This window comes from Pseudomonas sp. No.117, assembly GCF_054558395.1.
On record NZ_BAAJNP010000001.1, the window covers coordinates 61,420 to 83,630 of the forward strand.

Here is a 22,211-nt window from a genome sequence, read left to right on the forward strand (position 1 = left end):
GACGTCATGAGCATTTTCAGTCACTTCCAGGAGCGTTTCGAAGCGACTCGCCAGGAAGAGTATTCCCTTCAGGAATACCTTGAGATCTGCAAGAAGGATCGTACCGCCTTTGCCAGTGCCGCTGAGCGCATGCTCATGGCCATCGGCGAACCCGAACTGGTGGACACCGCCAGTGACTCACGTCTATCGCGCATCTTTTCCAACAAGGTCATCCGTCGCTATCCCGCCTTTGCCGACTTCCATGGCATGGAAGACTGCATCGAGCAGATCGTGTCCTATTTCCGCCATGCGGCGCAGGGCCTGGAAGAGAAGAAGCAGATCCTCTATCTGCTCGGCCCGGTGGGTGGCGGCAAGTCGTCCCTCGCGGAGAAACTCAAGCACCTGATCGAGAAGGTCCCCTTCTACGCCATCAAGGGTTCGCCGGTGTTCGAATCGCCCCTCGGGCTGTTCAATCCGGACGAAGACGGCCAGATCCTCGAAGAGGACTACGGCATCCCGCGCCACTACCTGCGCAGCATCATGTCGCCCTGGGCAGCCAAACGCCTGCAGGAATTCGGCGGCGACATCAGCAAGTTCAAGGTGGTCAAGCTCTACCCCTCGATCCTCAACCAGGTCGCCATCGCCAAGACCGAGCCGGGTGACGAGAACAACCAGGACATCTCCGCCCTGGTCGGCAAGGTGGACATCCGCAAGCTGGAGGAATACCCGCAGAACGACGCGGACGCCTACAGCTACTCCGGCGCCCTGTGCCGGGCGAACCAGGGCCTGATGGAATTCGTGGAGATGTTCAAGGCCCCGATCAAGGTCCTCCACCCCCTGCTCACCGCGACCCAGGAAGGCAACTACAACAGCACCGAAGGCCTCGGCGCCCTGCCCTACAGCGGCATCATCCTGGCCCACTCCAACGAATCCGAGTGGCACACCTTCCGCAACAACAAGAACAACGAGGCCTTCATCGACCGGATCTACATCGTCAAGGTGCCCTACTGCCTGCGCGTCTCAGACGAGATCCACATCTACGACAAGCTGCTGGTCAACAGCTCCCTGGCCAATGCCCACTGCGCGCCCGATACCCTGAAGATGCTGGCGCAGTTCTCGGTGCTCTCGCGGCTCAAGGAGCCGGAGAACTCCAATATCTATTCGAAGATGCGCGTCTACGACGGCGAGAACCTCAAGGACACCGATCCCAAGGCCAAGTCGATCCAGGAATACCGCGACAGTGCCGGCGTCGACGAAGGCATGAATGGCCTGTCCACCCGCTTCGCCTTCAAGATCCTCTCGCGGGTGTTCAACTTCGACGCCAACGAGGTGGCGGCCAACCCGGTGCACCTGCTCTATGTACTGGAGCAGCAGATCGAAGCCGAGCAATTCCCGGCCGAGACCCGCGAGCGCTACATGAGATTCATCAAGGAGTACCTGGCGCCGCGCTACGTGGAATTCATCGGCAAGGAGATCCAGACCGCCTACCTCGAGTCCTACAGCGAATACGGCCAGAACATCTTCGACCGCTATGTGCTCTACGCCGACTTCTGGATCCAGGACCAGGAATACCGCGATCCGGAAACCGGCGAGATCCTCAATCGCGCCTCCCTCAACGAGGAACTGGAGAAGATCGAGAAGCCGGCTGGCATCAGCAACCCGAAGGATTTCCGCAACGAAATCGTCAACTTCGTGTTACGCGCTCGTGCCAACAATAACGGCAAGAACCCGAGCTGGCTGTCCTACGAGAAGCTGCGCGCGGTGATCGAGAAGAAGATGTTCTCCAACACCGAGGAGCTCCTGCCCGTCATCAGCTTCAACGCCAAGGCCAGCAAGGAAGACCAACAGAAGCACAGCGACTTCGTCACCCGCATGGTCCAGCGCGGGTACACCGAGAAGCAGGTACGGCTGTTGTCCGAGTGGTATTCACGGGTACGCAAGTCGCAGTAAGGCAGCCTGAGGCTGAACCCGCGACGGCGCGCCAGACGCGCCGTCGCGGTGTCCTGCAATAGCCCGGAGGGCCTGTATGAGTTATGTCATCGACCGGCGTCTAAACGGCAAGAACAAGAGCACGGTGAACCGTACGCGCTTCTTGCGGCGGTACCGTGAGCACATCAAGAAGGCGGTCGAGGAAGCCGTGAGTCGGCGCTCCATCACCGACATGGAGCATGGCGAGCAGATCAGCATTCCCGCCCGCGACATCGACGAGCCCGCCCTCTACCAGGGCAAGGGCGGCCGCCAGACCATCGTCCACCCGGGCAACAAGGAATTCGTCAGCGGCGAACGCATCCCGCGCCCCCAGGGCGGCGGTGGCGGCCAGGGTCAGGGCAAGGCCAGCAACAGTGGCGAAGGCATGGACGAATTCGCCTTCCAGATCACCCAGGACGAATTCCTCGACTTCATGTTCGAGGACCTGGAGTTGCCCAACCTGGTCAAGAAGCAGCTGACCGGTACCGACACCTTCAAGACGGTACGCGCCGGCATCAGCAACGAGGGCAACCCCGCCCGCATCAACATCATCCGCACCCTGCGCGCCTCCCATGCCCGGCGCATCGCCCTGTCCGGCGGCAGTCGCAACAAGCTGCGCGAAGCCAAGGCCGAACTGGTACGGCTGCGGGTGGAAGAACCCGACAACCTGGGCGACATCCAGGCGCTGGAAGCCGAGATCGAGCGGCTGCGCGCGCGCATCGACAAGGTGCCCTTCCTCGACACCTTCGACCTCAAGTACAACCTGCTGTCCAAGCAGCCCAGCCCCAGCTCCAAGGCGGTGATGTTCTGCCTGATGGACGTCTCCGGCTCTATGACCCAGGCGACCAAGGACATCGCCAAGCGCTTCTACATCCTGCTCTACCTGTTCCTCAAGCGGAACTACGAGCACATCGAGGTGGTGTTCATCCGCCACCACACCAGCGCCAAGGAAGTGGATGAGGAAGAGTTCTTCTACTCCCGCGAAACCGGCGGCACCATCGTCTCCAGCGCCCTCAAGCTGATGCAGGAGGTCATGGCCGAGCGCTATCCGGTCAACGAGTGGAATCTCTATGCCGCTCAGGCCTCCGACGGCGACAACTGGAACGACGACTCGCCCATCTGCCGGGAGATCCTGACCAAGCAGATCCTGCCGTTCATGCAGTACTACACCTACGTGGAGATCACCCCACGCGAGCACCAGGCGCTGTGGTACGAATACGAGAACGTCCGCGGTGCCTTCCCGGATTCCTTCTCGCAGCAGCAGATCGTCTCGGCGGGGGATATCTATCCCGTGTTCCGCGAACTGTTCCAGCGGAGACTCGTGTCATGAAACGTGAGCCCATCTCCACCGGCTCGGAGTGGACCTTCGAGCTGATCCAGACCTACGACCGGGAGATTGCCCGGATCGCCAAGCGCTATGCGCTGGACACCTATCCCAACCAGATCGAGGTGATCACCGCCGAGCAGATGATGGATGCCTATGCCTCCGTCGGCATGCCCATCGGCTACAACCACTGGTCCTACGGCAAGCACTTCCTGCACACCGAGAAGCACTACAGCCGTGGCCAGATGGGCCTGGCCTACGAGATCGTGATCAACTCCGATCCCTGTATCGCCTACCTCATGGAAGAGAACACGGTGACCATGCAGGCCCTGGTGATCGCTCACGCCTGCTATGGCCACAACAGCTTCTTCAAGGGCAACTACCTGTTCCGCACCTGGACCGATGCCAGCTCCATCATCGACTACCTGGTGTTCGCCAAGCAGTACATCACCCAGTGCGAGGAGCGCCATGGCATCGATGCCGTGGAAGACCTGCTGGACTCCTGCCATGCCCTGATGAATTACGGCGTGGATCGCTACAAGCGGCCCTACCCCATCTCCGCCGCCGAGGAGCGCCAGCGGCAGAAGGAGCGCGAGGAACAGCTGCAGCGCCAGGTCAACGACCTCTGGCGCACCATTCCCAAGATCGCCGGCAAGGAAGCGCTGGAGGAAGGCGCACGCTTCCCCGCCGAGCCCCAGGAAAACATCCTCTATTTCCTGGAAAAGCACGCGCCCCTGCTGGAGCCCTGGCAGCGCGAGGTGATCCGCATCGTGCGCAAGATCGCCCAGTACTTCTATCCGCAGCGCCAGACCCAGGTGATGAACGAAGGCTGGGCCACCTTCTGGCACTACACCCTGCTCAACGACCTCTACGACGAGGGCCTGGTCACCGACGGCTTCATGTTCGAGTTCCTGCAGTCCCACGCCGGGGTGATCTACCAGCCGGGCTTCGACAGCCCCTACTACAGTGGCATCAATCCCTACACCCTGGGTTTTGCCATGTTCCGCGACATCCGGCGGATCTGTGAGGATCCCACGGAGGAAGACCGTCGCTGGTTCCCCGATATCGCCGGCAGCGACTGGCTGGCCACCGTCACCTTCGCCATGAAGAGCTTCAAGGACGAGAGCTTCATCCTGCAGTTCCTTTCGCCCAAGGTGATCCGCGACCTCAAGCTGTTCAGCATCCTCGATGACGACCAGCGCGACGAACTGGAGGTAGCGGCCATCCACGACGACGGCGGCTATCGCCTGATCCGCGAACAGCTCGCCGCCCAATACAACCTGGGCAACCGCGAGCCCAACGTGCAGATCTGGAACGTCGACCGGCGCGGCGATCGCTCCCTCACCCTTCGCCACTTCCAGCACGACCGCAAGCCGCTGGGCAACTCGACGGAAGAGGTGCTCCGGCACCTGCATCGGCTATGGGGTTTCGACATCCGCCTGGAAAGCATGAGAGGCGAAGATGTCGCCCAGAGCTTCCAGGTGCCGCCCCGTCATGAGAGCCGTGACCACGACCGGCGGCTGGATCTGGCCTCGCCGATCTGAGCCGGCCGTGCTTTCAGGCTATCCTAGACCTCCGCAAGGAGGTCTTTTTCTATGCAAATCTACAAGGTGGGCGGCGCCGTCCGTGATCGCCTGCTCGGTCGCCCCGTCACCGAGGTCGACTGGGTCGTGGTCGGTGCCAGCGCTGAAGCCCTGGCCGCCCAGGGCTATCGTCCGGTCGGGGCGGACTTCCCGGTCTTCCTGCATCCGCAGACCGGCGAGGAGTACGCCCTGGCCCGCACCGAACGCAAGAGCGGCCGCGGCTACGGCGGCTTCACCTTCCACGCGGCGCCCGACGTCACCCTCGAACAGGACCTGATCCGTCGCGACCTGACCGTCAACGCCATGGCCGAGGACGCTGAGGGCAACGTCATAGACCCCTATGGCGGTCGTGCCGATCTCCAGGCGCGCCTGTTGCGCCACGTCTCGCCGGCCTTCGCCGAAGACCCCCTGCGCGTGCTGCGGGTCGCCCGCTTCGCCGCTCGCTATAGCGCCCTGGGCTTCCAGGTGGCGCCCGAGACGCTGTTGCTGATGCGGGAAATGGTCGCCAGTGGCGAACTCGATGCCTTGACGGCTGAGCGGCTGTGGAAGGAGATCTCCCGCGCCCTGCTCGAAGAGCGACCCGATATCTTCATCCGCGTACTGCACGACTGCGGTGCCCTGGCCGTGCTGCTGCCGGAGGTGGCTGCCGGGTTCGCTGACGAGCAGCCCGAGCCGGGTGCCCGGGTCCATGCCATCCTGCGCCAGACCGCCGAAGTCCAGGCCTCGCTGAACGTGCGCTGGGCCTGCCTGCTGCTGGACGTACCGGAAGAGCAGCACGCCGCCCTCAACGCCCGCTTCAAGGTACCGCGCGATCCCGCCGAGCTGGCCTTGCTGCTGGCGCGCCACTGGCCCACGGCGCTGCAGGCTCCGCAGCTGACACCGGAGGCCTGGTTCGAGCTGCTGCAGGGCTTCGACGTGCTGCGCCGCCCGGCGCGCTTCGAGGAGTTCCTCCAGGCCTGCGCCTGCGCCGCAGCGGTCAGGCCCGCCGAGGGCGAGCCGCCGCTGGCGTTGCTGCGGCAGGCGGCCGAGGTAGTGCGCGGAGTCGAGGTCCAGCCGCTGGTCGCCCAGGGCTTCAAGGGTGCCGCCCTGGGCGAAGCCCTCAAGCAGGCCCGCATCGATGCCCTGGCGCAGCTTTCGTAGGTTGGGTTGAGCGCAGCGAAGCCCAACATTGCCCAAGGTTGAAGCCTCTTGTTGGGCTTCGACGATAGAACTGCCTCAACCCAACCTATACTAGTAGGCTCGGGCTAAGCGTAGCGAAGCCCCATGCACTCGAGTGGCCCTCACCCCAGCCTCTCCCAAAGGGAGAGAGGGAAGAGCTCCCGTAGGTTGGGCTGAGCGCAGCGAAGCCCATCGACCGCCGCGCTACACTCGATCGGCGTTGAGCAGCGTCGTCGGTGTCAGCTCGACCTCCTTCCAGCGGAACGCCACCGGCCGCAGCACCTGGGTCGTCTGGCCACGCATCTCCTGCCATAGCTCGTCGAAGCTCCGGCCGTTGCCGGGATGCCGCCGCTCACCGGTCAGCAGCGCCAATGGCCAGAGCACGAAGGCATTGCGCAGGATCTCGGCGCGGGGCAGGGTCAGGCCGGCGATCTCGCCGGTCAGGTCGCCATAGAGCAGGATGTCGATGTCCAGCGGCAGGCCCTGGCGATCCGGCGCATAGCGTCCACTACGGGTTTCGATGGCCTTGAGCTGCTGGCTCAGCGCCGCGGGATCGAGATTAGTCTCGCCCCCTACCACCAGATTGAGGAAGGGCGCACTGCGAATGCCCACGGCCTCGCTTTCGAACACCGGCGAGCAGTGCAGATCGGTCAGCAGCGTCGCGAGTTCATTGAGGGCCATGCCCAGGTGCCGCTCACGCTGGATGTTGCTGCCCAGCCCCAGATAGACCCTGGTCACGCCTGCCCCCGCTCGATCTCCACGCCCACGCCGCGGGCGGTCGGCACCGCACCGGGCTTGGTGATGCGCAGGCGCAGCCAGGGCAGCTTGAATTCCGCCTGCAGCAGGGCAGCCAGGCGCTCGGCGAAGGTCTCGACCAGCGCGAAGGCGGTCTCGTGGGCGAAGGTGGTGATGCGCTCGGCCACCGCCGCGTAATTGAGGGTGTGTTCGAGCTCGTCGTTCTCGGCAGCCGCGCGGATATCCCAGCCCATGGTGAGATCGATGCGCAGGCACTGGCGGATGTCACGCTCCCAGTCGTACACCCCTATCACGGTGTCGACCTCGAGCCCCTCGATGAAAACCTTGTCCACTGCCTTTGCCTCGCACCTTGCCGTGCTCTGTGTGTTCGTCACCGCCGGCCTATCGTCGGGCGGCGGGCTGTCGGTAGAATCGAGCCTTCTCCTGGCGCGGAACCCTACCATGTTCTGGCTGCTGCTCCTGCTGGCCTATCTGCTGGGCTCGCTGTCCTTCGCCGTGCTGCTCAGTCGCCTGTTCGGCACCCGCGATCCGCGTCACGACGGCTCCGGCAACCCCGGCGCCAGCAACATGCTGCGCCTGGCCGGACGCAAGCTGGCGCTGCTGACCCTGGCCGGTGACCTGGCCAAGAGCCTGGTCCCGGTACTGATCGCCCAGCAGGTGGGGCTTGCGCCCCTGCAGCAGGCCTGGATCGGCCTCGCCGCCGTGGTCGGCCACCTCTATCCCCTGTATTTCCACTTCCGCGGCGGCAAGGGCGTGGCTACGGCTGCCGGCCTGCTGCTGGGGCTCTATCCCCCCGCGGCCCTGCTGGGCCTGGCCCTCTGGGCCGGGGTGTTCGCCAGCCTGCGCATCGCCTCTTTGGCCTCTCTGGTCGCCGTGCTCGGCATCCTGCCGCTGTTCGCCTGGCAGCGCCCGGACCTACTGGCGCCCATGCTGCTGCTCGCCGCCCTCATCCTGATCCGCCATAGACACAATCTGCGCGCCCTGCGCCAAGGCACCGAGCGTCATTTTTGACCCTGTGGTCCGGCGAGGATTGCCCGGCGACGTCGCCCGCCCGTCTCAGAGCGCCGCCAGTTGCTCCATCGGCCAGCGCGCCTTGACGGCGATGCCCGGGCCTTCCTGCTGGCCGGCCAGCAGGCGCTGGCAACCGGCATAGGCGATCATGGCGCCGTTATCGGTGCAGAAGCGCGGCCGCGCGTAGAAAACCTGGCCACCCAGTTCGCCGAGCATCTGCTCCAGGTTCTCGCGCAGCGCGCGGTTGGCGCTGACGCCACCGGCGATCACCAGCGACTTGAGACCGGCCTGCTTCAGCGCGCGCTTGCACTTGATCGCCAGGGTCTCGACCACCGCCGTCTGGAACGCCAGGGCGATGTCGCAACGGGTCTGCTCGCTGTCGTCACCGGCCGCCTGGCAACGCTGCCAGGTGGTGAGGGTGAAGGTCTTCAGACCGCTGAAGCTGAATTCCAGGCCCGGCCGATCGGTCATGGGCCGCGGGAAGACGAAGCGTCCCGCCACGCCGCGCTCGGCCAGGCGGGCGATCTCCGGCCCGCCCGGATAGCTCAGGCCCAGCAGCTTGGCGGTCTTGTCGAAGGCCTCGCCGGCGGCGTCGTCCAGGGACTCGCCCAGCACGGTGTAGCGGCCGATGCCATCGACCTGCACCAGCTGGGTGTGACCACCGGAGACCAGCAGGGCGACGAAGGGAAACTGCGGCGGTGTCTCTTCGAGCATGGGCGCCAGCAGATGGCCTTCCATATGGTGGACGCCGAGGGCCGGCACGCCCCAGGCCAGCGCCAGCGCCTGGGCACAGGCCGCACCCACCAGCAGGGCGCCGACCAGGCCGGGGCCGGCGGTGTAGGCGATGGCGTCCACCTCGTCGGGGCGGCTGCCCGCCGCGTCCAGCACTTCGCGGATCAGCGGCAGCATGCGCTTGACGTGATCGCGCGAGGCCAGCTCCGGCACCACGCCACCGTAGACGCGATGCAGATCGATCTGGCTGAACAGCGCATCGGCCAGCAGGCCGCGCTCGCTGTCGTAGAGGGCGACGCCGGTTTCATCGCAGGACGTTTCCAGTCCCAGAACACGCATGGAGATAAGCCTTCGAGGGTATAGAATGTCAGGCTGCGCATGATAAGCGCCGCTTCCAGCACCGGCCAGCGCTTTTCGTCCGCCGGGGCTTGGCAGCAGGGCAGTTGAAGCGTTACTATCCGCAACCCTTAAAAACCGACGCTTCCCGTGCCCTTTTGCCGCTAGCGTTGGATTAAACCACGGTAAATTTTGAAGGTACGACCTGGATGCCCAACGTCAAAGTCAAAGAAAACGAACCCTTCGACGTAGCGCTGCGTCGTTTCAAGCGTTCTTGCGAGAAGGCCGGTGTACTGGCCGAAGTTCGTAGCCGCGAGTTCTACGAAAAGCCCACCGCCGAGCGCAAGCGTAAGGCTGCCGCCGCGGTCAAGCGCCACGCCAAGAAAGTACAGCGCGAGCAGCGCCGTCGCGAGCGCCTGTACTGAGTTACAGCGCTCCTCTGGCGTCATCAAACAACCCGACCTCTGGTCGGGTTGTTCGTTTCTGACAGTCCTGCTTCGCCCTGGCGCCCTCTGGCGCTAGACTGCCCTCCTGGCCACCCGGCCTGCTTCATCCTCCGCTTTTCGCCCTCCTATCCAGACGCTGACCATGGCCGGACTCATCCCGCAAGGCTTCATCGACGACCTGCTCAACCGCACCGACATCGTCGAAGTGGTGGGCGCGCGGGTGAAGCTCAAGAAGGCCGGCAAGAACTGGATGGCCTGCTGCCCCTTCCACAACGAGAAGACGCCCTCCTTCAGCGTCAGCCCCGACAAGCAGTTTTACTACTGCTTCGGTTGCGGCGCCGGCGGCAACGCCCTGGGCTTCATCATGGACCACGACAACCTCGAATTCCCCGAGGCGGTCGAGGAGCTGGCCAAGCGCGCCGGCGTGGAAGTGCCACGGGAAGAAAGCGGCGGTCGACGCAAGCCACGGCAACCCACGGATTCCCCGCTCTACCCGCTGCTGGCCGCCGCCGCCGAATTCTATCGCCTGGCGCTGCGCAATCACCCCAAGCGCCAGGCGGCGGTGGACTACCTGAAGAAGCGTGGCCTCACCGGCGAGATCGCCCGGGACTTCGGCCTGGGCTTCGCCCCGCCAGGCTGGGACAACCTGGGCAAGCACCTGGGTGGCGACGACCTGCAGCAGAAGGCCATGCTCGACGCCGGCCTGCTGGTGGAGAACGCCGAGAGCGGCAAACGCTACGACCGCTTCCGCGACCGGGTGATCTTCCCCATCCGCGACAGCCGCGGCCGGGTCATCGCCTTCGGCGGCCGGGTGCTGGGCGACGACAAGCCCAAGTACCTCAACTCGCCGGAAACCCCGGTGTTCCACAAGGGCCAGGAACTCTACGGCCTGTTCGAGGCGCGCAAGAACAACCGCGACCTGGACGAGATCCTCGTCGTGGAAGGCTACATGGACGTCATCGCCCTGGCCCAGCAAGGCATCCGCAATGCCGTGGCCACCCTGGGTACCGCCACCAGCGAAGAGCACATCAAGCGGCTGTTCCGCCTGGTGCCGAGCATCCTGTTCTGTTTCGACGGCGACCAGGCCGGCCGCAGCGCCGCCTGGCGCGCCCTGGAATCGGCTTTACCGGTGCTCAAGGACGGCTTCCGGGTGCGCTTCCTGTTCCTGCCCGAAGGCGAGGACCCGGACACCCTGGTGCGTGCCGAGGGGGCGGATGCCTTCCAGGCACGCTTCGTCCAGCAGGCCCAGCCGCTGGCCGAGTATTTCTTCCAGCAACTGATGATCGAGGCGGACCCGACCACCCTGGAAGGCAAGGCGCACCTGGCCACCCTGGCGGCGCCGCTGATCGAGAAGATCCCGGGCAACAACCTGCGCCTGCTGATGCGCCAGCGCCTGAGCGAACTCACCGGCCTCGGTAACGAGGCCCTGAGCCAGCTGGCACCGGCCGCACCGCCGCAGGACGCGCCACCGCCCGACTATGGCGACTACGCTTATGCCCAGGCCGAGGAAGTCCCGGCGCAGCAGCAGTGGACGCCACGCCGCGAAGGCAAGGGCGGGCGCGACGGCAAGGGCTGGAAAAAGGACTTCAACGGCAAGGGGGGCGGCGAACGCATCCCGCGCCAGCCGCCGGTCAAGGTGGAAACCCCGGTGCTGGCCGCACTGCGCAGCCTGCTGCATCACCCTACCCTGGCCCAGGCGGTACAGGACGCCCGCAACCTGGCCGAGGAAAGCGACCAGTACGCCCAGCTGCTGGTGGCCCTGGTCGAGGCACTGCAGAAGAAGCCCGGGCAGAGCACCCTGCAACTCATCGCCCGCTGGCACGGCACCGAACAGGGGCGGTTGCTACGCGCCCTGGCGGAAAAAGAATGGCTGATTGCCGGCGACAACCTTGAACAACAGTTTTTCGACACCATAACGAGGTTAGCCGCCAGCCAGCGTGATCGCTCGCTGGAGCAACTCCTACGCAAGGCGCGACAGAGCGAGCTGAGCTCCGAAGACAAGGACCGCCTACGCGAACTCCTCAGCCGTCCGGCGGGCTCCGTGACCTAACTGGCACGGCCGCCGTCTAACCGGCTATAATGTTCAGCTTATTTTTTGCCCGCCTATGCCTTCAGTGGAAGGGTACCTATGTCCGGAAAAGCGCAACAGCAATCCCGTCTGAAAGAATTGATCGCCCGTGGTCGTGAGCAGGGTTACCTGACTTACGCGGAGGTCAATGACCACCTACCGGAGGATATTTCAGATCCGGAACAGGTGGAAGACATCATCCGCATGATCAATGACATGGGGATCAACGTATTCGAGACCGCGCCGGACGCCGATGCCCTGCTGCTGGCGGAGACCGATACCGACGAAGCCGCCGCCGAAGAAGCCGCTGCCGCCCTGGCCGCGGTGGAGAGCGATGTCGGCCGTACCACCGACCCGGTGCGCATGTACATGCGTGAAATGGGTACCGTGGAACTGCTGACCCGCGAAGGCGAGATCGAGATCGCCAAGCGCATTGAGGAAGGCATCCGCGAAGTCATGGGCGCCATCGCCCAGTTCCCGGGTACCGTCGACTACATCCTCAGCGAATATACCCGCGTCACCACCGAGGGCGGTCGCCTGTCCGACGTCCTGGCCGGCTACATCGATCCCGACGACGGCACCCTGCCGAACGAGAGCGATGTCCTGCCCGTCCCGAACAAGGCCACCGATGCCAAGGCCGTGGACGACGAGAAGGACGACGAGGAAGAAAGCGACGGCGACGACGCCGAGGAAGAAGGCGACGGCGGTCCGGATCCGGAAGAAGCCCGCCTGCGCTTCGGCGCCGTGGCGGAGCAGCTGGAAAAGACCCAGAAGGTGCTGAAGAAGCACGGCCGCGACGACGATCGCGCCGTGGAAGAATTCGTCGCCCTGGCCGTGCTGTTCTCGCCGATCAAGCTGGTACCCAAGCAGTACGAAGCCTTGGTGACCCGCGTGCGCGAGTCCCTGGACCGCGTGCGTGGCCTGGAACGCGCCATCATGCAGCTGGCCGTGCGCGATGCCCGCATGCCGCGTGCCGACTTCCTGCGTCACTTCCCGGGTAACGAGACCAACACCGAGTGGACCGCCGGCCTGCTCAAGGGCAAGCCCAAGTACGCCGAGGGTCTCGAGCGCTTCCAGGCCGACATCCAGGCCAAGCAGGCCCAGCTGGCCGAGCTGGAGCGTGACTACGAGCTGAAAGTCTCGCAGATCAAGGACATCAACCGCGCCATGTCCATCGGCGAGGCCAAGGCCCGCCGTGCCAAGAAGGAAATGGTCGAGGCCAACCTGCGCCTGGTGATCTCCATCGCCAAGAAGTACACCAACCGCGGTCTGCAATTCCTCGATCTGATCCAGGAAGGCAACATCGGTCTGATGAAGGCGGTGGACAAGTTCGAATACCGCCGTGGCTACAAGTTCTCCACCTATGCCACCTGGTGGATTCGTCAGGCCATCACCCGCTCCATCGCCGACCAGGCGCGCACCATCCGGATTCCGGTGCACATGATCGAGACGATCAACAAGCTGAACCGGATCTCTCGCCAGATGCTGCAGGAGATGGGCCGCGAGCCGACTCCGGAAGAGCTGGGCGAGCGCATGGAGATGCCCGAGGACAAGATCCGCAAGGTGCTCAAGATCGCCAAGGAACCGATCTCCATGGAGACGCCCATCGGCGACGACGAGGATTCGCACCTGGGCGATTTCATCGAGGACAGCACCATGCAGTCCCCGATCGAAGTGGCCACCAGCGAAAGCCTCAAGGAAGCCACCCGCGATGTGCTCTCCGGCCTTACCGCCCGTGAAGCCAAGGTGCTGCGCATGCGTTTCGGCATCGACATGAACACCGACCACACCCTCGAGGAAGTGGGCAAACAGTTCGATGTCACCCGCGAGCGTATCCGCCAGATCGAAGCCAAGGCCCTGCGCAAGCTGCGCCACCCCTCCCGCAGCGAACACCTGCGCTCCTTCCTCGACGAGTAAGGCGCAATAGCTGCACCAGAAACCGGAGCCCAGGCTCCGGTTTTTTATGCCTGACAAGGGTTTGGCGATCCCCCGCCACCCCGGTATACTCCACCGCGCTATAGGGCCTATAGCTCAGTCGGTTAGAGCAGAGGACTCATAATCCTTTGGTCCACGGTTCGAGTCCGTGTGGGCCCACCACCTTCAAAGCCGCGCACTGCGCGGCTTTTTTATGCCCGATATCAAAATCAATCTGAAGACCGGTAGTAAATTACTACCTGAGCGGCGTTATGTTGGCCACCAGATCAAGCTAGCCTAATGTTCGTTAACCCTATGGGTTGCCCAAGGATCGGGACATGCTCGTTTTCACTATCCCCCCCTCTTCTCTCTCCCATCCCCTCTCTCTGAGATCGTCTTCCAGACGCTCTCCCTGACTACTTGAACCCCTTCTGCAAGTCAAAACACCTTCATAAACCCCTATCAGCAATTCAAAACCAACGAACCTGGAGAACAAAATTAACAGCGCGCTCATATAGAGCCTTATTCTTAAAGCACGAGAAGAAATTTTAAAACCCATAATAAAGACTTAAGCATGCCGATCGCATCACCAGATAAGGAGATCCAATATGAATGAAGAGCAAAACAGCGTTGACATAGTAATACCTGAAGACGAGTCGGAAGATTATTATAGCGACGATGACCTTTTTGAAATATCGACCTGGGGTGCAGACTTAAGCTTTAGAGAGCTAATCAGCCGCTATGACGATGATGAATTAGTAAAGCCAGAGCTACAAAGAAACTATGTCTGGGACAAATCGGAGGCCTCTAGATTCATAGACTCCATACTCCTCGGACTTCCAATCCCGAGTATATTCCTTGCTAAGACCGCTGATGAAAAGTTGCTGATAATAGATGGATATCAGAGACTAATGACTGTACGCGACTATGTGAAAGGGGTATTTAGCAAAGATGGGAATGTATTTAAACTATCTAAAAGCGAAAAAATCCATGATCGCTGGAAGGGCAAAGCTTTCATTGAGTTAAACGCAGAAGATCAACGTAAAATCCGCAACACTACTATTCACGCCATAGTTTTCATGCAGAAGCATCCCGCTGAGAAAGATACAAGCCTGTTTCAAGTGTTCGAGAGAATCAACTCCGGCGGAAGATCTTTGCTGGCACAGGAAATAAGAAACTGCGTATATCAGGGCCCTCTTAATTCTCTACTTTTTGAGCTTAATAAAGATCCTAAATGGCGAGAATTATGGGGGCAAGGAAATCCTGATCCGCGCATGCGAGATCTAGAATGCATATTAAGATTCTTCGCGCTAGCAGATCTTGCTAATGAGGATCCTGAGAAATCCCCATCAAGAGTTTCATTAAAGAAGTATCTTAATCAGTATATGGGCCTGAACAATCATGAGAACCTGTGTGATGGATTCAGAAATCGATTTTTGAAATCCATCCACTTTGTACACGACCATTTAGGCAAAGATGCATTCCACAATGTATCCCCAACGAATCCAGATAGACTGGTATCCTCTTTTAGCGCCACTGTATTTGACTCGGTATTAATAGCAATTGACCTAGCAATCAAAAATCGTATAGCGGAAAAAAACTTAGAAGGTCTTTCTGAGCGCAGAAAAAAGATATTAAAAGAAAAAGAATTTCAGCGTTACCTATCTTCCGAAACAATGCGAACTGACTCAATCCGAAGCCGGGTCTCAGGCATGTATCGCGCCTTATTCGCGGAGATTTGAAATGAATAACCGCGAGGTATCAGCCCAATTAGAAACCTGCAACCAAGAACTGCAAGTAATTCGACAACTTCTTATTGGAATGGGCGACGGCGCCAACCCCACACCGTACATGCGCAGATACGCAGTAATACGCGCCTCAGGAGCAATAGAAGTCGGATTTAAAAAAATTATAGCCGACAAAGTAGATACCGGATGCGCAAGCCAAGTACGAAGCTTTATCAAAAAGAAAATAAGGGACAGTTCGTTAAACCCTAAAATGGGTCAAATAGAAAATGTGCTATCTGAATTTGATATACGGTGGAGAAAAAAATTTGAAGAGCAAGTTAGCCTAGGAGACAAACCTAAATTAGTTACAGCGCTGACCAAACTTGTAGGTGCGCGTAATGAATTTGCGCATGGAGGCTCACCAAATATAGACATTTGCGACACCATAAGCTATTTCGAGGGAGGATGCGAAGTTTTACGAATACTAGACTACGTTGTTCATCACGAATTTGAAGAAGGAGAAGACGAGCCCACAGACGAAATTTCCTAATCAAGCCGGCCTAAGTTCGCAATTTTCGTCTTCCGAATGCAAGCAGCTTCGAACCTTCCTAGATTGGACTTGCCGTCTATAAACAGACGGCAAGCAAGCCTTCAAAAACCACGATCACACACCAGCATTTTTAGCCCCCCCTAGAGGAACTGAATATTTTAGAGCATCGACATAAATCTCAAAAGTTATCAGATCCGTAGTAAAGCTAGTATCCCAACTACCACCCCTGCCCCCGCCACTCCATAGACCGCCGCCTGCAACCACCGCCGCCGGGTCAGCAGGGTGATGGCGGCCAGGGAGATGGCGACCTGCATCAGCATGGTGGCCTGGGCCCAGCGGTGGTGGCGGTGGAGCTGGGTTTCGCTCAGGGCTTCGTTGGCGTCGACCTTGGCTTCCAGGGCTTCGGCCTTGGTACGGATCTCGGCTTTCTGCTGGGCGTAGCGTTGGCTGTCCTGGGTGAAGCGCTGGGCGGTGTCGGGGTTGGTCGCGAGCGCGGCGCCGAGGTCGGCAAGGTTCTGTTTTTCGCCCTTGGCCTGGTAGTAGCCCCACTGGTTAGCGGCTTCGGTCTTGGCGATGGCTTCTTCGTTCTTGTAGTAGAGCGCCAGGCTCTCGGCGTTGCCGCCCTGGTAGGCGCAGAGCGCACCCAGGGTGGCGAGGATGGCGGTGGTGACGGCGATGCGACCGGTGAGGCTATCGCGGCGATGGGCGCCGTGGGCGGCGTGTTCCACCTCGTGGTCGTGGGGGCCGTGGACTTCGTATTCGCTGGACAAGGCTCAGCTCCGCTGCGGATTCCTGCGGCGAGGCTAGCCAGGGTGGCTTAAGGATCTCTTAAGACTTGGGCAGCCGCGCCTGCAACCAACGCCGCAGCGGGCCGGCCACCCAGCGCTGCATCGCCAGGCCAAGGAGGACGATGAGCGCCAGGTGCAGCGGCAGCATCCAGCCGGGAATGGGGATGGGCAGTGCCAGCGCCTCGCCGACGTCTTCGGCCAGGTCTTCGAGGCTGTCGCCGGCCAGGTGCAGCCAGCCCAGCAGGGTGCGGGTCCAGGGCTCGAGCACGCCGATCAGGGGCGTATGGACGGCGAAGATGCACAGCGAGGCTTCGCCAAGACGCTGGGCCAGGCGGCGTACGCCGGCACGCCCGGGTTCGCCGAAGGTGGCGCAGGCGAGCAGCACCGCCGCCTGGAAGGGCGTCAGCAGACCGTTGTGGACCAGGTAGAACCAGCGGCGGCCATCGCCCTCCAGCAGCAGGGCGCCGAGCCAGAGGCCGGTGAGGCCGAACAGCAGTAGCGGCAGGCGCAGGCACTGGGTCGTCGCGGCCACCCAGGGCTCCTGTACCGCGCGATAGAGCAGGATGCCGAGCAGGAATTCCGGCAGGCGAATCAGCGGGTTGCGGTGGATGACGCCCACGGTGACGGTATCGAAGGCCTGGGCCCAGGTGGCCAGCAGCGGGCCGAGCAGATAGAGCCCCCAGAGCGCGGCGGCGGCCAGGGCCCAGCGGCGCAGGCGCATCAGTCGCGGGCCGAGCAGCGGGAACAGCAGGTAGAAGAACAGCAGCGCCGAGATCGACCAGGCGGCGCCGTTGAGCCAGAGAAAGCGTGGCTCCCAGGATTGCAGCAGGAGCAGTTGCAGGAGCACATGGGTGGTCGCGGCCAGCCAGGACAGCGGCAGCAGCTCGTCCAGCTGGCTGCCCTCCTCCAGCTGCAGATAGGGGTGCTGGTTGTAGTAGACCGGCACCCCGTGTTCCAGCCAGGAGTCCTGGGACAGCCCGTAGGCCAGGCCCAGGGCCACCAGCAGGGTGAGCAGGTGGATGGGGTAGAGGTTGCACAGGCGGCGCAGCACGAAGCCGCGCGAGCTGCCCTTGAGCGCGCCCTGGCGATCCAGGCTGACATGGGCCAGCAGGAAGCCGGAAAGCAGGAAGAAGGTACTGGTGGCGAAGAAGCCCATGCCGGCCAGGCGGCGGAAGGCGTCCGGCAGATCGCTGTAGAGCCCGCCCAGGTGGTAGACGACCATGTACAGCGCCATGAGGAATCTCAACCATTCCAGGCCGTAGTAACGGGTGGTGGGGCGCAACGCGGGCGAGGTGGTCATGACGGCGGCGGACGACGACTAAAGCCCCATTATAGGTCGCCCAGGCTCCCGACTCGGCGCCGATCATGACAAAAGCATGACAACCGGTGTCCTGCCATGGCCGTGTACTCGTTGAGGCGCAGGCGCGCCCTTGGCAGGACGCTCTACCGCGCCTGACCGGACGGCCGCTCAGCCCGCGAACGCGGGTTCGGGCAGGCCCTGTACTCCGGGATCCAGGGCGAACAGCCCACCGGCGAGCGGCTGGTCGCTCAGATCGCCACCCGGACGGATGGAAGTCACGAACAGGGTATCCAGGTTGCGCCCGCCAAAGGCGCACATGGCCGGCTTCTTGACCGGAACAGCCAGGGAGCGATCCAGGCGGCCGTCGGGGGTGAAGCGATGGATCAGGCCGGCGTCGTTGCCGCAGATCCAGTAGCAGCCGTCGACGTCCACCGCGGCGCCATCGGGTCGGCCGGGATGGGCGTTCATGTCGACGAACAGCCGCCGGTTGCTGGGCGTACCGGTCTCCGGGTCGTAGTCGAAGGCCCAGATCAGCTGGCGGCTGGGATGGGAGTCGGAAAGGTAGAGGGTGCGGCCATCGGGGCTCAGGGCCAGGCCATTGGGCACGATGAGGTCATCCAGCAGCAACCGGGCGCCCTCGCCCGCCGTGTGGCTGTAGAGACGCCCCGCCGCGGCGCCCTGGGCCATGTCCTGCACCATGGTGCCCACCAGGAAGCGGCCCTGACGATCGCAGCGACCATCGTTGCATCGCATCGCCGGCTGGGCGTGGTCGAGGGTGACCAGGCGTTCGCCGGTCAATTGACCGGTGGCCTGGGTCTGCAGGGCGAAGAGACCGCTTTCCAGGCCGGCCAGCCAGCCGCCGCTCTCACGGACAGCGATGCAGGCCAGCATTTCCGGTGCGGTCCAGCTGTCCAGGGCTCCGCCCGGGGTCCAGCGGTGCAGGCGTTGGGCGGGGATATCGACCCAGTAGAGTGCCCCTTCGGCGACGTGCCAGACCGGGCACTCGCCGGTGGCGTTGCGGGCATCGACCAGCAATTCGGCAGTCATGGCCGGCCTCAGTCGTCGAAGGGGCCGGTGGCGACGAAGGCACCACCCTGGTAGACCAGCGACGGATCGTCCGCCGCCGGCAGCGGCTGGGCCTCGACCTTGGCGCGGAATGGCTCGGAGCTGTCCTTGGGCTGGAAGCCCAGGTGCGCGGCCAGGCGGTTGTCCCACCAGCTGTCGCGGTTGTTGGAGGCGCCGTAGACGATGGTGTGGCCGACTTCCGGCGTGGTCAGGCTGCGCAGGATGAGGTCGGTGAGGTCCGCGTAGCTCAGCCAGGTGGCGAGCATGCGGCGGTTCTGCGCCTCGGGGAAGGAGGAGCCGATGCGGATGCTCACCGTCTCGATGCCGTGGCGGTCGAAGTAGAAGCTGGCCAGGTCTTCGCCGAAGGCCTTGGACAGGCCGTAGTAGCTGTCCGGGCGCTGAGGCACGCTGGCGTCGATGCGCTGGTCCTGGCGGTAGAAGCCGATGACATGGTTGGAGCTGGCGAAGACGATGCGCTTCACGCCATGGCGGCGCGCCGCCTCGTAGAGGTTGAAGGTGCCGCGGATGTTGGCTTCGAGGATGGGTTCGAAGGCATGCTCGGTGGAGATGCCACCGAAGTGCAGGATGGCATCGACGCCTTCGACGAGGGCATGGACGCCGGCCTTGTCCGCCAAGTCGCAGGTCACCACCTCCTCCGCTGGGCCTTGAGCGGGTTCCATCGGCGCGATGTCGGACAGCCGCAGGATCTCGGCATGGGACTTGAGCCGCTGGCGCAGCTCCTTGCCGAGGCCGCCGGCAGCGCCGGTCAGCAGCAGACGATGGAAGCGGGTCGAGCGGACTTCGGACATGGACGGGCGCCTTCTTATGGAGTTATCTGGCAAGAGGTATGACATCCCACCTCTTTACCTGATTCTCGCGGGCGCCCCGGGGTCCTGTCAATGCTCCCTAGGCCGCCAGGCAAGGCAGCCGTAGTCGGAAGGTCGCCCCCTGCCCGGCGCTGCTTTCCACGTGCAGGCTGCCGCGGTGGGCCTTGACGATCTGGTCGGCGATATAGAGTCCCAGGCCCAGGCCGGCGATATTCTCGGTGCCGCTGGCGCGCTCGAACTGGCGGAAGATCAGCGCCTGGTGTTCCACCGGGATGCCGATGCCATGGTCCTTGACGCTCAGCTCGACGTCGGCCCCATCGCTGCGCAGGGAGATTTCCACCGGCCGCCCGGCACCGTATCTCATGGCGTTGGTCAGCAGGTTGGTGATCACCTGCTCGATGCGGAATTCGTCCCAGTAGCCCGGGGCCGAGCCTTCGGCGTGCAGCTCCACCGCGCAGCCGGCGGCGGCGAATTGCGAGGCGAAGCTGTCCACCACGGTGTTCACCAGGGCGGCGAGGTCGCACTGGGACGGACGGATCGACAGCTTGCCGGTACGGATGCGCGAGATGTCGAGCATGTCGTCGATCAGGTGTACCAGCCGCTGGATCTGCCGCTCGTCACGCTCGGCCATGCCGGCCAGCTTGTCGGGGGTGAAGGCCTCCAGCTTGCCCTTGTCCAGGTACATGCGGCGCAGCTGGGCTTCGAGCATCAGGGTGTTGAGCGGCGTCTTGAGTTCATGGGAGACCATGGACATGAAGTCGTCGCGGGTGCGTACCGCCTGCTGCAGCTCCACCTGGGTCTGGCGCAGCTCGGCGAGCAGGACCTCCTGCTCCTGGCGGCTCTGTTCCAGGGCCACGAGCTGCTCGGCGAGGCGCTTGCGGTGCCAGTAGAGGTCGACGAACACCCGGGTCTTGCTCTTCACCGCATGGACGTCGAGGGGCTTGTGCAGGAAGTCCACCGCACCGCTCTCGTAGCCCTTGAAGGCATAGTTCAGGTCGCGGCCGGCGGCGCTGACGAAGACGATGGGGATGTGCCGGGTCTTTTCCAGGCCCCGCATCATCTCCGCCAGTTCGAAGCCATTCATGCCCGGCATCTGCACGTCGAGGATCGCCAGGGCGAACTCGTGCATCAGCAACAGCTCCAGCGCCGCCTCGGCGGAGGTGGCCTGGAAGATCTCCAGCTCCTCGCTACGCAGCAAGGCTTCCAGTGCCAGAAGGTTCTCCGGCAGGTCGTCTACGAGCAGGATCTTCGCCTGCTCGACGGGTACATCAGCCATGGTCGCGTTCCAGCTCGGTGAGCAATAGATGGATGCCCGGCACATCCAGCACGAAATCCGGGTGGAATCTCTTCAGCGCCGCCTCGGGCATGGTCGGGACCTCGGCCGAACTCGGCGCTTGGACGACCGTGACGCCACCGTTCTGGCTCAGGGTGTGCAGCCCGCTGGCACCGTCCTGGTTGGCACCGGTCAGCAGGATGCCGCAGACCTGTCCGCCCAGGGCATCGGACGCGCTTTCGAACAGCACGTCGATGGACGGCCGGGAGAATTGCACCGGCTCGTCGCGCGACAACGACAGGGTGAAGTCGTCCTCTACCAGCAAGTGATAGCCCGGCGGCGCAAAATACAGGGTGCCCGGCAGTATAGCGTCCTTGTCCTCGGCCTCGCGCACCCGCAGTGCCAGACGGGTCTGGAACAATTCGGCCAGCCGCGAGGTGCGGTCGTCGGGCAGGTGCAGCACCACCGCCAGCGGCAGGCGATAACTGGCCGGCAGCGCGGTGAGCAGGCGCAGCAGCACCTGCAGCCCGCCGGCAGAGGCTCCGATGACGATCAGGCGCAACGGCTTGACGGGCGGGAACATGCTAGAGCCTGCGGAACAGCCGTTCCTGCTTCACCACCGGCTCGAAGTGGCTGGCATAGGCGGAGAAGTCCAGCGACTCCTTGCTGCCCAGGCCGAGAAAGCCGCGGTGACTCAGGGACTCGTGGAACAGCCCGAGCGCCCGATTCTGCAGATTCTTGTTGAAGTAGATGAGCACGTTGCGGCAGGACACCAGCTGCGTCTCGGAAAAGACGCTGTCGGTGGCCAGGCTGTGGTCGGCGAAGGTCACGTTGGCGATCAGCGACTTGTCGAACAAGGCGCCGTCGTAGGCCGCGGTGTAGTAGTCGGAGAAGGCCCGGGTGCCGCCGGCTTTCTGGTAGCTGGCGGTGTAGGCACGCATCCGCTCCAGCGGGAAGATGCCCTGGCGGGCCTTGTCCATGGAGCGCGGATTGATGTCGGTGGCATAGAACAGGGTGCGGTCCAGCAGCCCCTCTTCCTGGAACAGGATAGCCATCGAGAAGACTTCCTCGCCGGTACTGCAACCGGCGATCCACACCTTGAGCGAGGGATAGGTGCGCAGCACCGGCACCACCTGCTGGCGCAGGGCGAGGAAGTAGCCCGGATCGCGGAACATCTCGCTCACCGGGATGGTGATGAATTGCAGCAGCTCGGCGAACAGCGCCGGATCGCGCAGCACCCGGTCCTGCAGCGCCGAGATGCTCGGGCACTCGAAGCGCGCCAGCGCCTGCAGCACCCGGCGCTTGAGCGAGGCCTTGGAGTAGTTGCGGAAGTCGTGGCTGTACCTGAGGAAGATGCCTTCCAGCAGCAACCTCAGCTCGATGTCCTGCAGCCGCTCGCTCATGAC

Annotated in this window: 20 protein-coding genes and 1 tRNA gene; 11 read left to right on the top strand and 10 right to left on the bottom strand. The window is 62.9% G+C overall.

Annotated features, from left to right (window positions below; genetic code table 11):
- The first annotated feature begins 6 nt into the window (after positions 1-6).
- From ACYJP6_RS00275 to ACYJP6_RS00290, 4 genes are all read left to right on the top strand, one after another.
- A complete protein-coding gene (locus ACYJP6_RS00275; RefSeq protein WP_145008636.1) occupies positions 7-1,929 on the top strand; it encodes a PrkA family serine protein kinase in 1,923 nt (640 codons plus the stop codon).
- Positions 1,930-2,005: 76 nt separating this feature from the next.
- Complete coding sequence (locus ACYJP6_RS00280; protein WP_459472353.1) at positions 2,006-3,277, top strand: YeaH/YhbH family protein; 1,272 nt, start codon at positions 2,006-2,008, stop codon at positions 3,275-3,277.
- Positions 3,274-4,815 (top strand): SpoVR family protein, encoded by a 1,542-nt coding sequence (locus ACYJP6_RS00285; RefSeq protein WP_459472355.1) that lies wholly within the window; start codon positions 3,274-3,276, stop codon positions 4,813-4,815. Before ACYJP6_RS00280 ends, ACYJP6_RS00285 begins: the two co-directional genes overlap by 4 nt.
- 51 nt (positions 4,816-4,866) lie before the next feature.
- Positions 4,867-5,994 (top strand): multifunctional CCA tRNA nucleotidyl transferase/2'3'-cyclic phosphodiesterase/2'nucleotidase/phosphatase, encoded by a 1,128-nt coding sequence (locus ACYJP6_RS00290; RefSeq protein ID WP_459472357.1) that lies wholly within the window; start codon positions 4,867-4,869, stop codon positions 5,992-5,994.
- A 222-nt stretch (positions 5,995-6,216) separates the two neighbouring features.
- Here ACYJP6_RS00290 and folK read toward each other — a convergent pair whose 3' ends face one another.
- Positions 6,217-6,750: a 2-amino-4-hydroxy-6-hydroxymethyldihydropteridine diphosphokinase gene (gene folK / locus ACYJP6_RS00295; RefSeq protein ID WP_459472359.1), complete on the bottom strand. Its 534-nt coding sequence runs from the start codon at positions 6,748-6,750 to the stop codon at positions 6,217-6,219.
- The gene (folB, locus tag ACYJP6_RS00300; protein ID WP_459472361.1) at positions 6,747-7,100 is read right to left on the bottom strand and encodes a dihydroneopterin aldolase; all 354 of its coding nucleotides are present in this window, start codon (positions 7,098-7,100) and stop codon (positions 6,747-6,749) included. The genes folK and folB overlap by 4 nt, the downstream gene beginning before the upstream one ends.
- 109 nt (positions 7,101-7,209) lie before the next feature.
- On the opposite strand from folB, the gene plsY reads away from it, so the two are divergent.
- Positions 7,210-7,779 (top strand): glycerol-3-phosphate 1-O-acyltransferase PlsY, encoded by a 570-nt coding sequence (gene plsY / locus ACYJP6_RS00305; RefSeq protein ID WP_459472363.1) that lies wholly within the window; start codon positions 7,210-7,212, stop codon positions 7,777-7,779.
- A gap of 45 nt (positions 7,780-7,824) precedes the next feature.
- Here plsY and tsaD read toward each other — a convergent pair whose 3' ends face one another.
- On the bottom strand, positions 7,825-8,850 hold the full coding sequence (gene tsaD / locus ACYJP6_RS00310) for a tRNA (adenosine(37)-N6)-threonylcarbamoyltransferase complex transferase subunit TsaD (protein WP_459472365.1): 1,026 nt from the start codon (positions 8,848-8,850) through the stop codon (positions 7,825-7,827).
- Between the two features lie 206 nt (positions 8,851-9,056).
- Here tsaD and rpsU point away from each other — a divergent pair, with 206 nt between their 5' ends.
- From rpsU to ACYJP6_RS00340, 6 genes are all read left to right on the top strand, one after another.
- On the top strand, positions 9,057-9,272 hold the full coding sequence (gene rpsU / locus ACYJP6_RS00315) for a 30S ribosomal protein S21 (RefSeq protein WP_007159750.1): 216 nt from the start codon (positions 9,057-9,059) through the stop codon (positions 9,270-9,272).
- Between the two features lie 163 nt (positions 9,273-9,435).
- On the top strand, positions 9,436-11,343 hold the full coding sequence (gene dnaG, locus ACYJP6_RS00320) for a DNA primase (RefSeq protein WP_459472367.1): 1,908 nt from the start codon (positions 9,436-9,438) through the stop codon (positions 11,341-11,343).
- 78 nt (positions 11,344-11,421) lie between these two features.
- Positions 11,422-13,278 (top strand): RNA polymerase sigma factor RpoD, encoded by a 1,857-nt coding sequence (rpoD, locus tag ACYJP6_RS00325; protein ID WP_459472369.1) that lies wholly within the window; start codon positions 11,422-11,424, stop codon positions 13,276-13,278.
- A gap of 103 nt (positions 13,279-13,381) precedes the next feature.
- Positions 13,382-13,458, top strand: a tRNA-Ile gene (locus ACYJP6_RS00330).
- 425 nt (positions 13,459-13,883) lie between these two features.
- The gene (locus ACYJP6_RS00335) at positions 13,884-15,017 is read left to right on the top strand and encodes a GmrSD restriction endonuclease domain-containing protein (RefSeq protein ID WP_459472371.1); all 1,134 of its coding nucleotides are present in this window, start codon (positions 13,884-13,886) and stop codon (positions 15,015-15,017) included.
- 1 nt (position 15,018) lies between these two features.
- On the top strand, positions 15,019-15,552 hold the full coding sequence (locus tag ACYJP6_RS00340) for a HEPN domain-containing protein (protein ID WP_459472373.1): 534 nt from the start codon (positions 15,019-15,021) through the stop codon (positions 15,550-15,552).
- Positions 15,553-15,740: 188 nt separating this feature from the next.
- Here the strand turns inward: ACYJP6_RS00340 and ACYJP6_RS00345 are convergent, their stop codons facing one another.
- The 7 genes from ACYJP6_RS00345 to ACYJP6_RS00375 all read right to left on the bottom strand — a co-directional run bounded on the left by ACYJP6_RS00345 (position 15,741) and on the right by ACYJP6_RS00375 (position 22,208).
- On the bottom strand, positions 15,741-16,322 hold the full coding sequence (locus tag ACYJP6_RS00345; RefSeq protein ID WP_459472375.1) for a DUF4337 domain-containing protein: 582 nt from the start codon (positions 16,320-16,322) through the stop codon (positions 15,741-15,743).
- Between the two features lie 58 nt (positions 16,323-16,380).
- Positions 16,381-17,640, bottom strand: coding sequence for an acyltransferase family protein (locus ACYJP6_RS00350; protein WP_459472377.1), 1,260 nt, complete (start codon positions 17,638-17,640; stop codon positions 16,381-16,383).
- A 168-nt stretch (positions 17,641-17,808) separates the two neighbouring features.
- Positions 17,809-18,687 (bottom strand): SMP-30/gluconolactonase/LRE family protein, encoded by an 879-nt coding sequence (locus tag ACYJP6_RS00355; RefSeq protein ID WP_459472379.1) that lies wholly within the window; start codon positions 18,685-18,687, stop codon positions 17,809-17,811.
- Positions 18,688-18,695: 8 nt separating this feature from the next.
- Complete coding sequence (locus ACYJP6_RS00360) at positions 18,696-19,514, bottom strand: NAD-dependent epimerase/dehydratase family protein (RefSeq protein ID WP_459472380.1); 819 nt, start codon at positions 19,512-19,514, stop codon at positions 18,696-18,698.
- 97 nt (positions 19,515-19,611) lie between these two features.
- The gene (locus tag ACYJP6_RS00365) at positions 19,612-20,808 is read right to left on the bottom strand and encodes a hybrid sensor histidine kinase/response regulator (protein WP_459472383.1); all 1,197 of its coding nucleotides are present in this window, start codon (positions 20,806-20,808) and stop codon (positions 19,612-19,614) included.
- Complete coding sequence (locus ACYJP6_RS00370) at positions 20,801-21,388, bottom strand: chemotaxis protein CheB (protein ID WP_459472385.1); 588 nt, start codon at positions 21,386-21,388, stop codon at positions 20,801-20,803. The genes ACYJP6_RS00365 and ACYJP6_RS00370 overlap by 8 nt, the downstream gene beginning before the upstream one ends.
- A 1-nt stretch (position 21,389) precedes the next feature.
- Entirely contained in the window at positions 21,390-22,208 is an 819-nt protein-coding gene (locus ACYJP6_RS00375) for a CheR family methyltransferase (protein ID WP_459472387.1), read from the bottom strand.
- Positions 22,209-22,211: the final 3 nt, after the last annotated feature.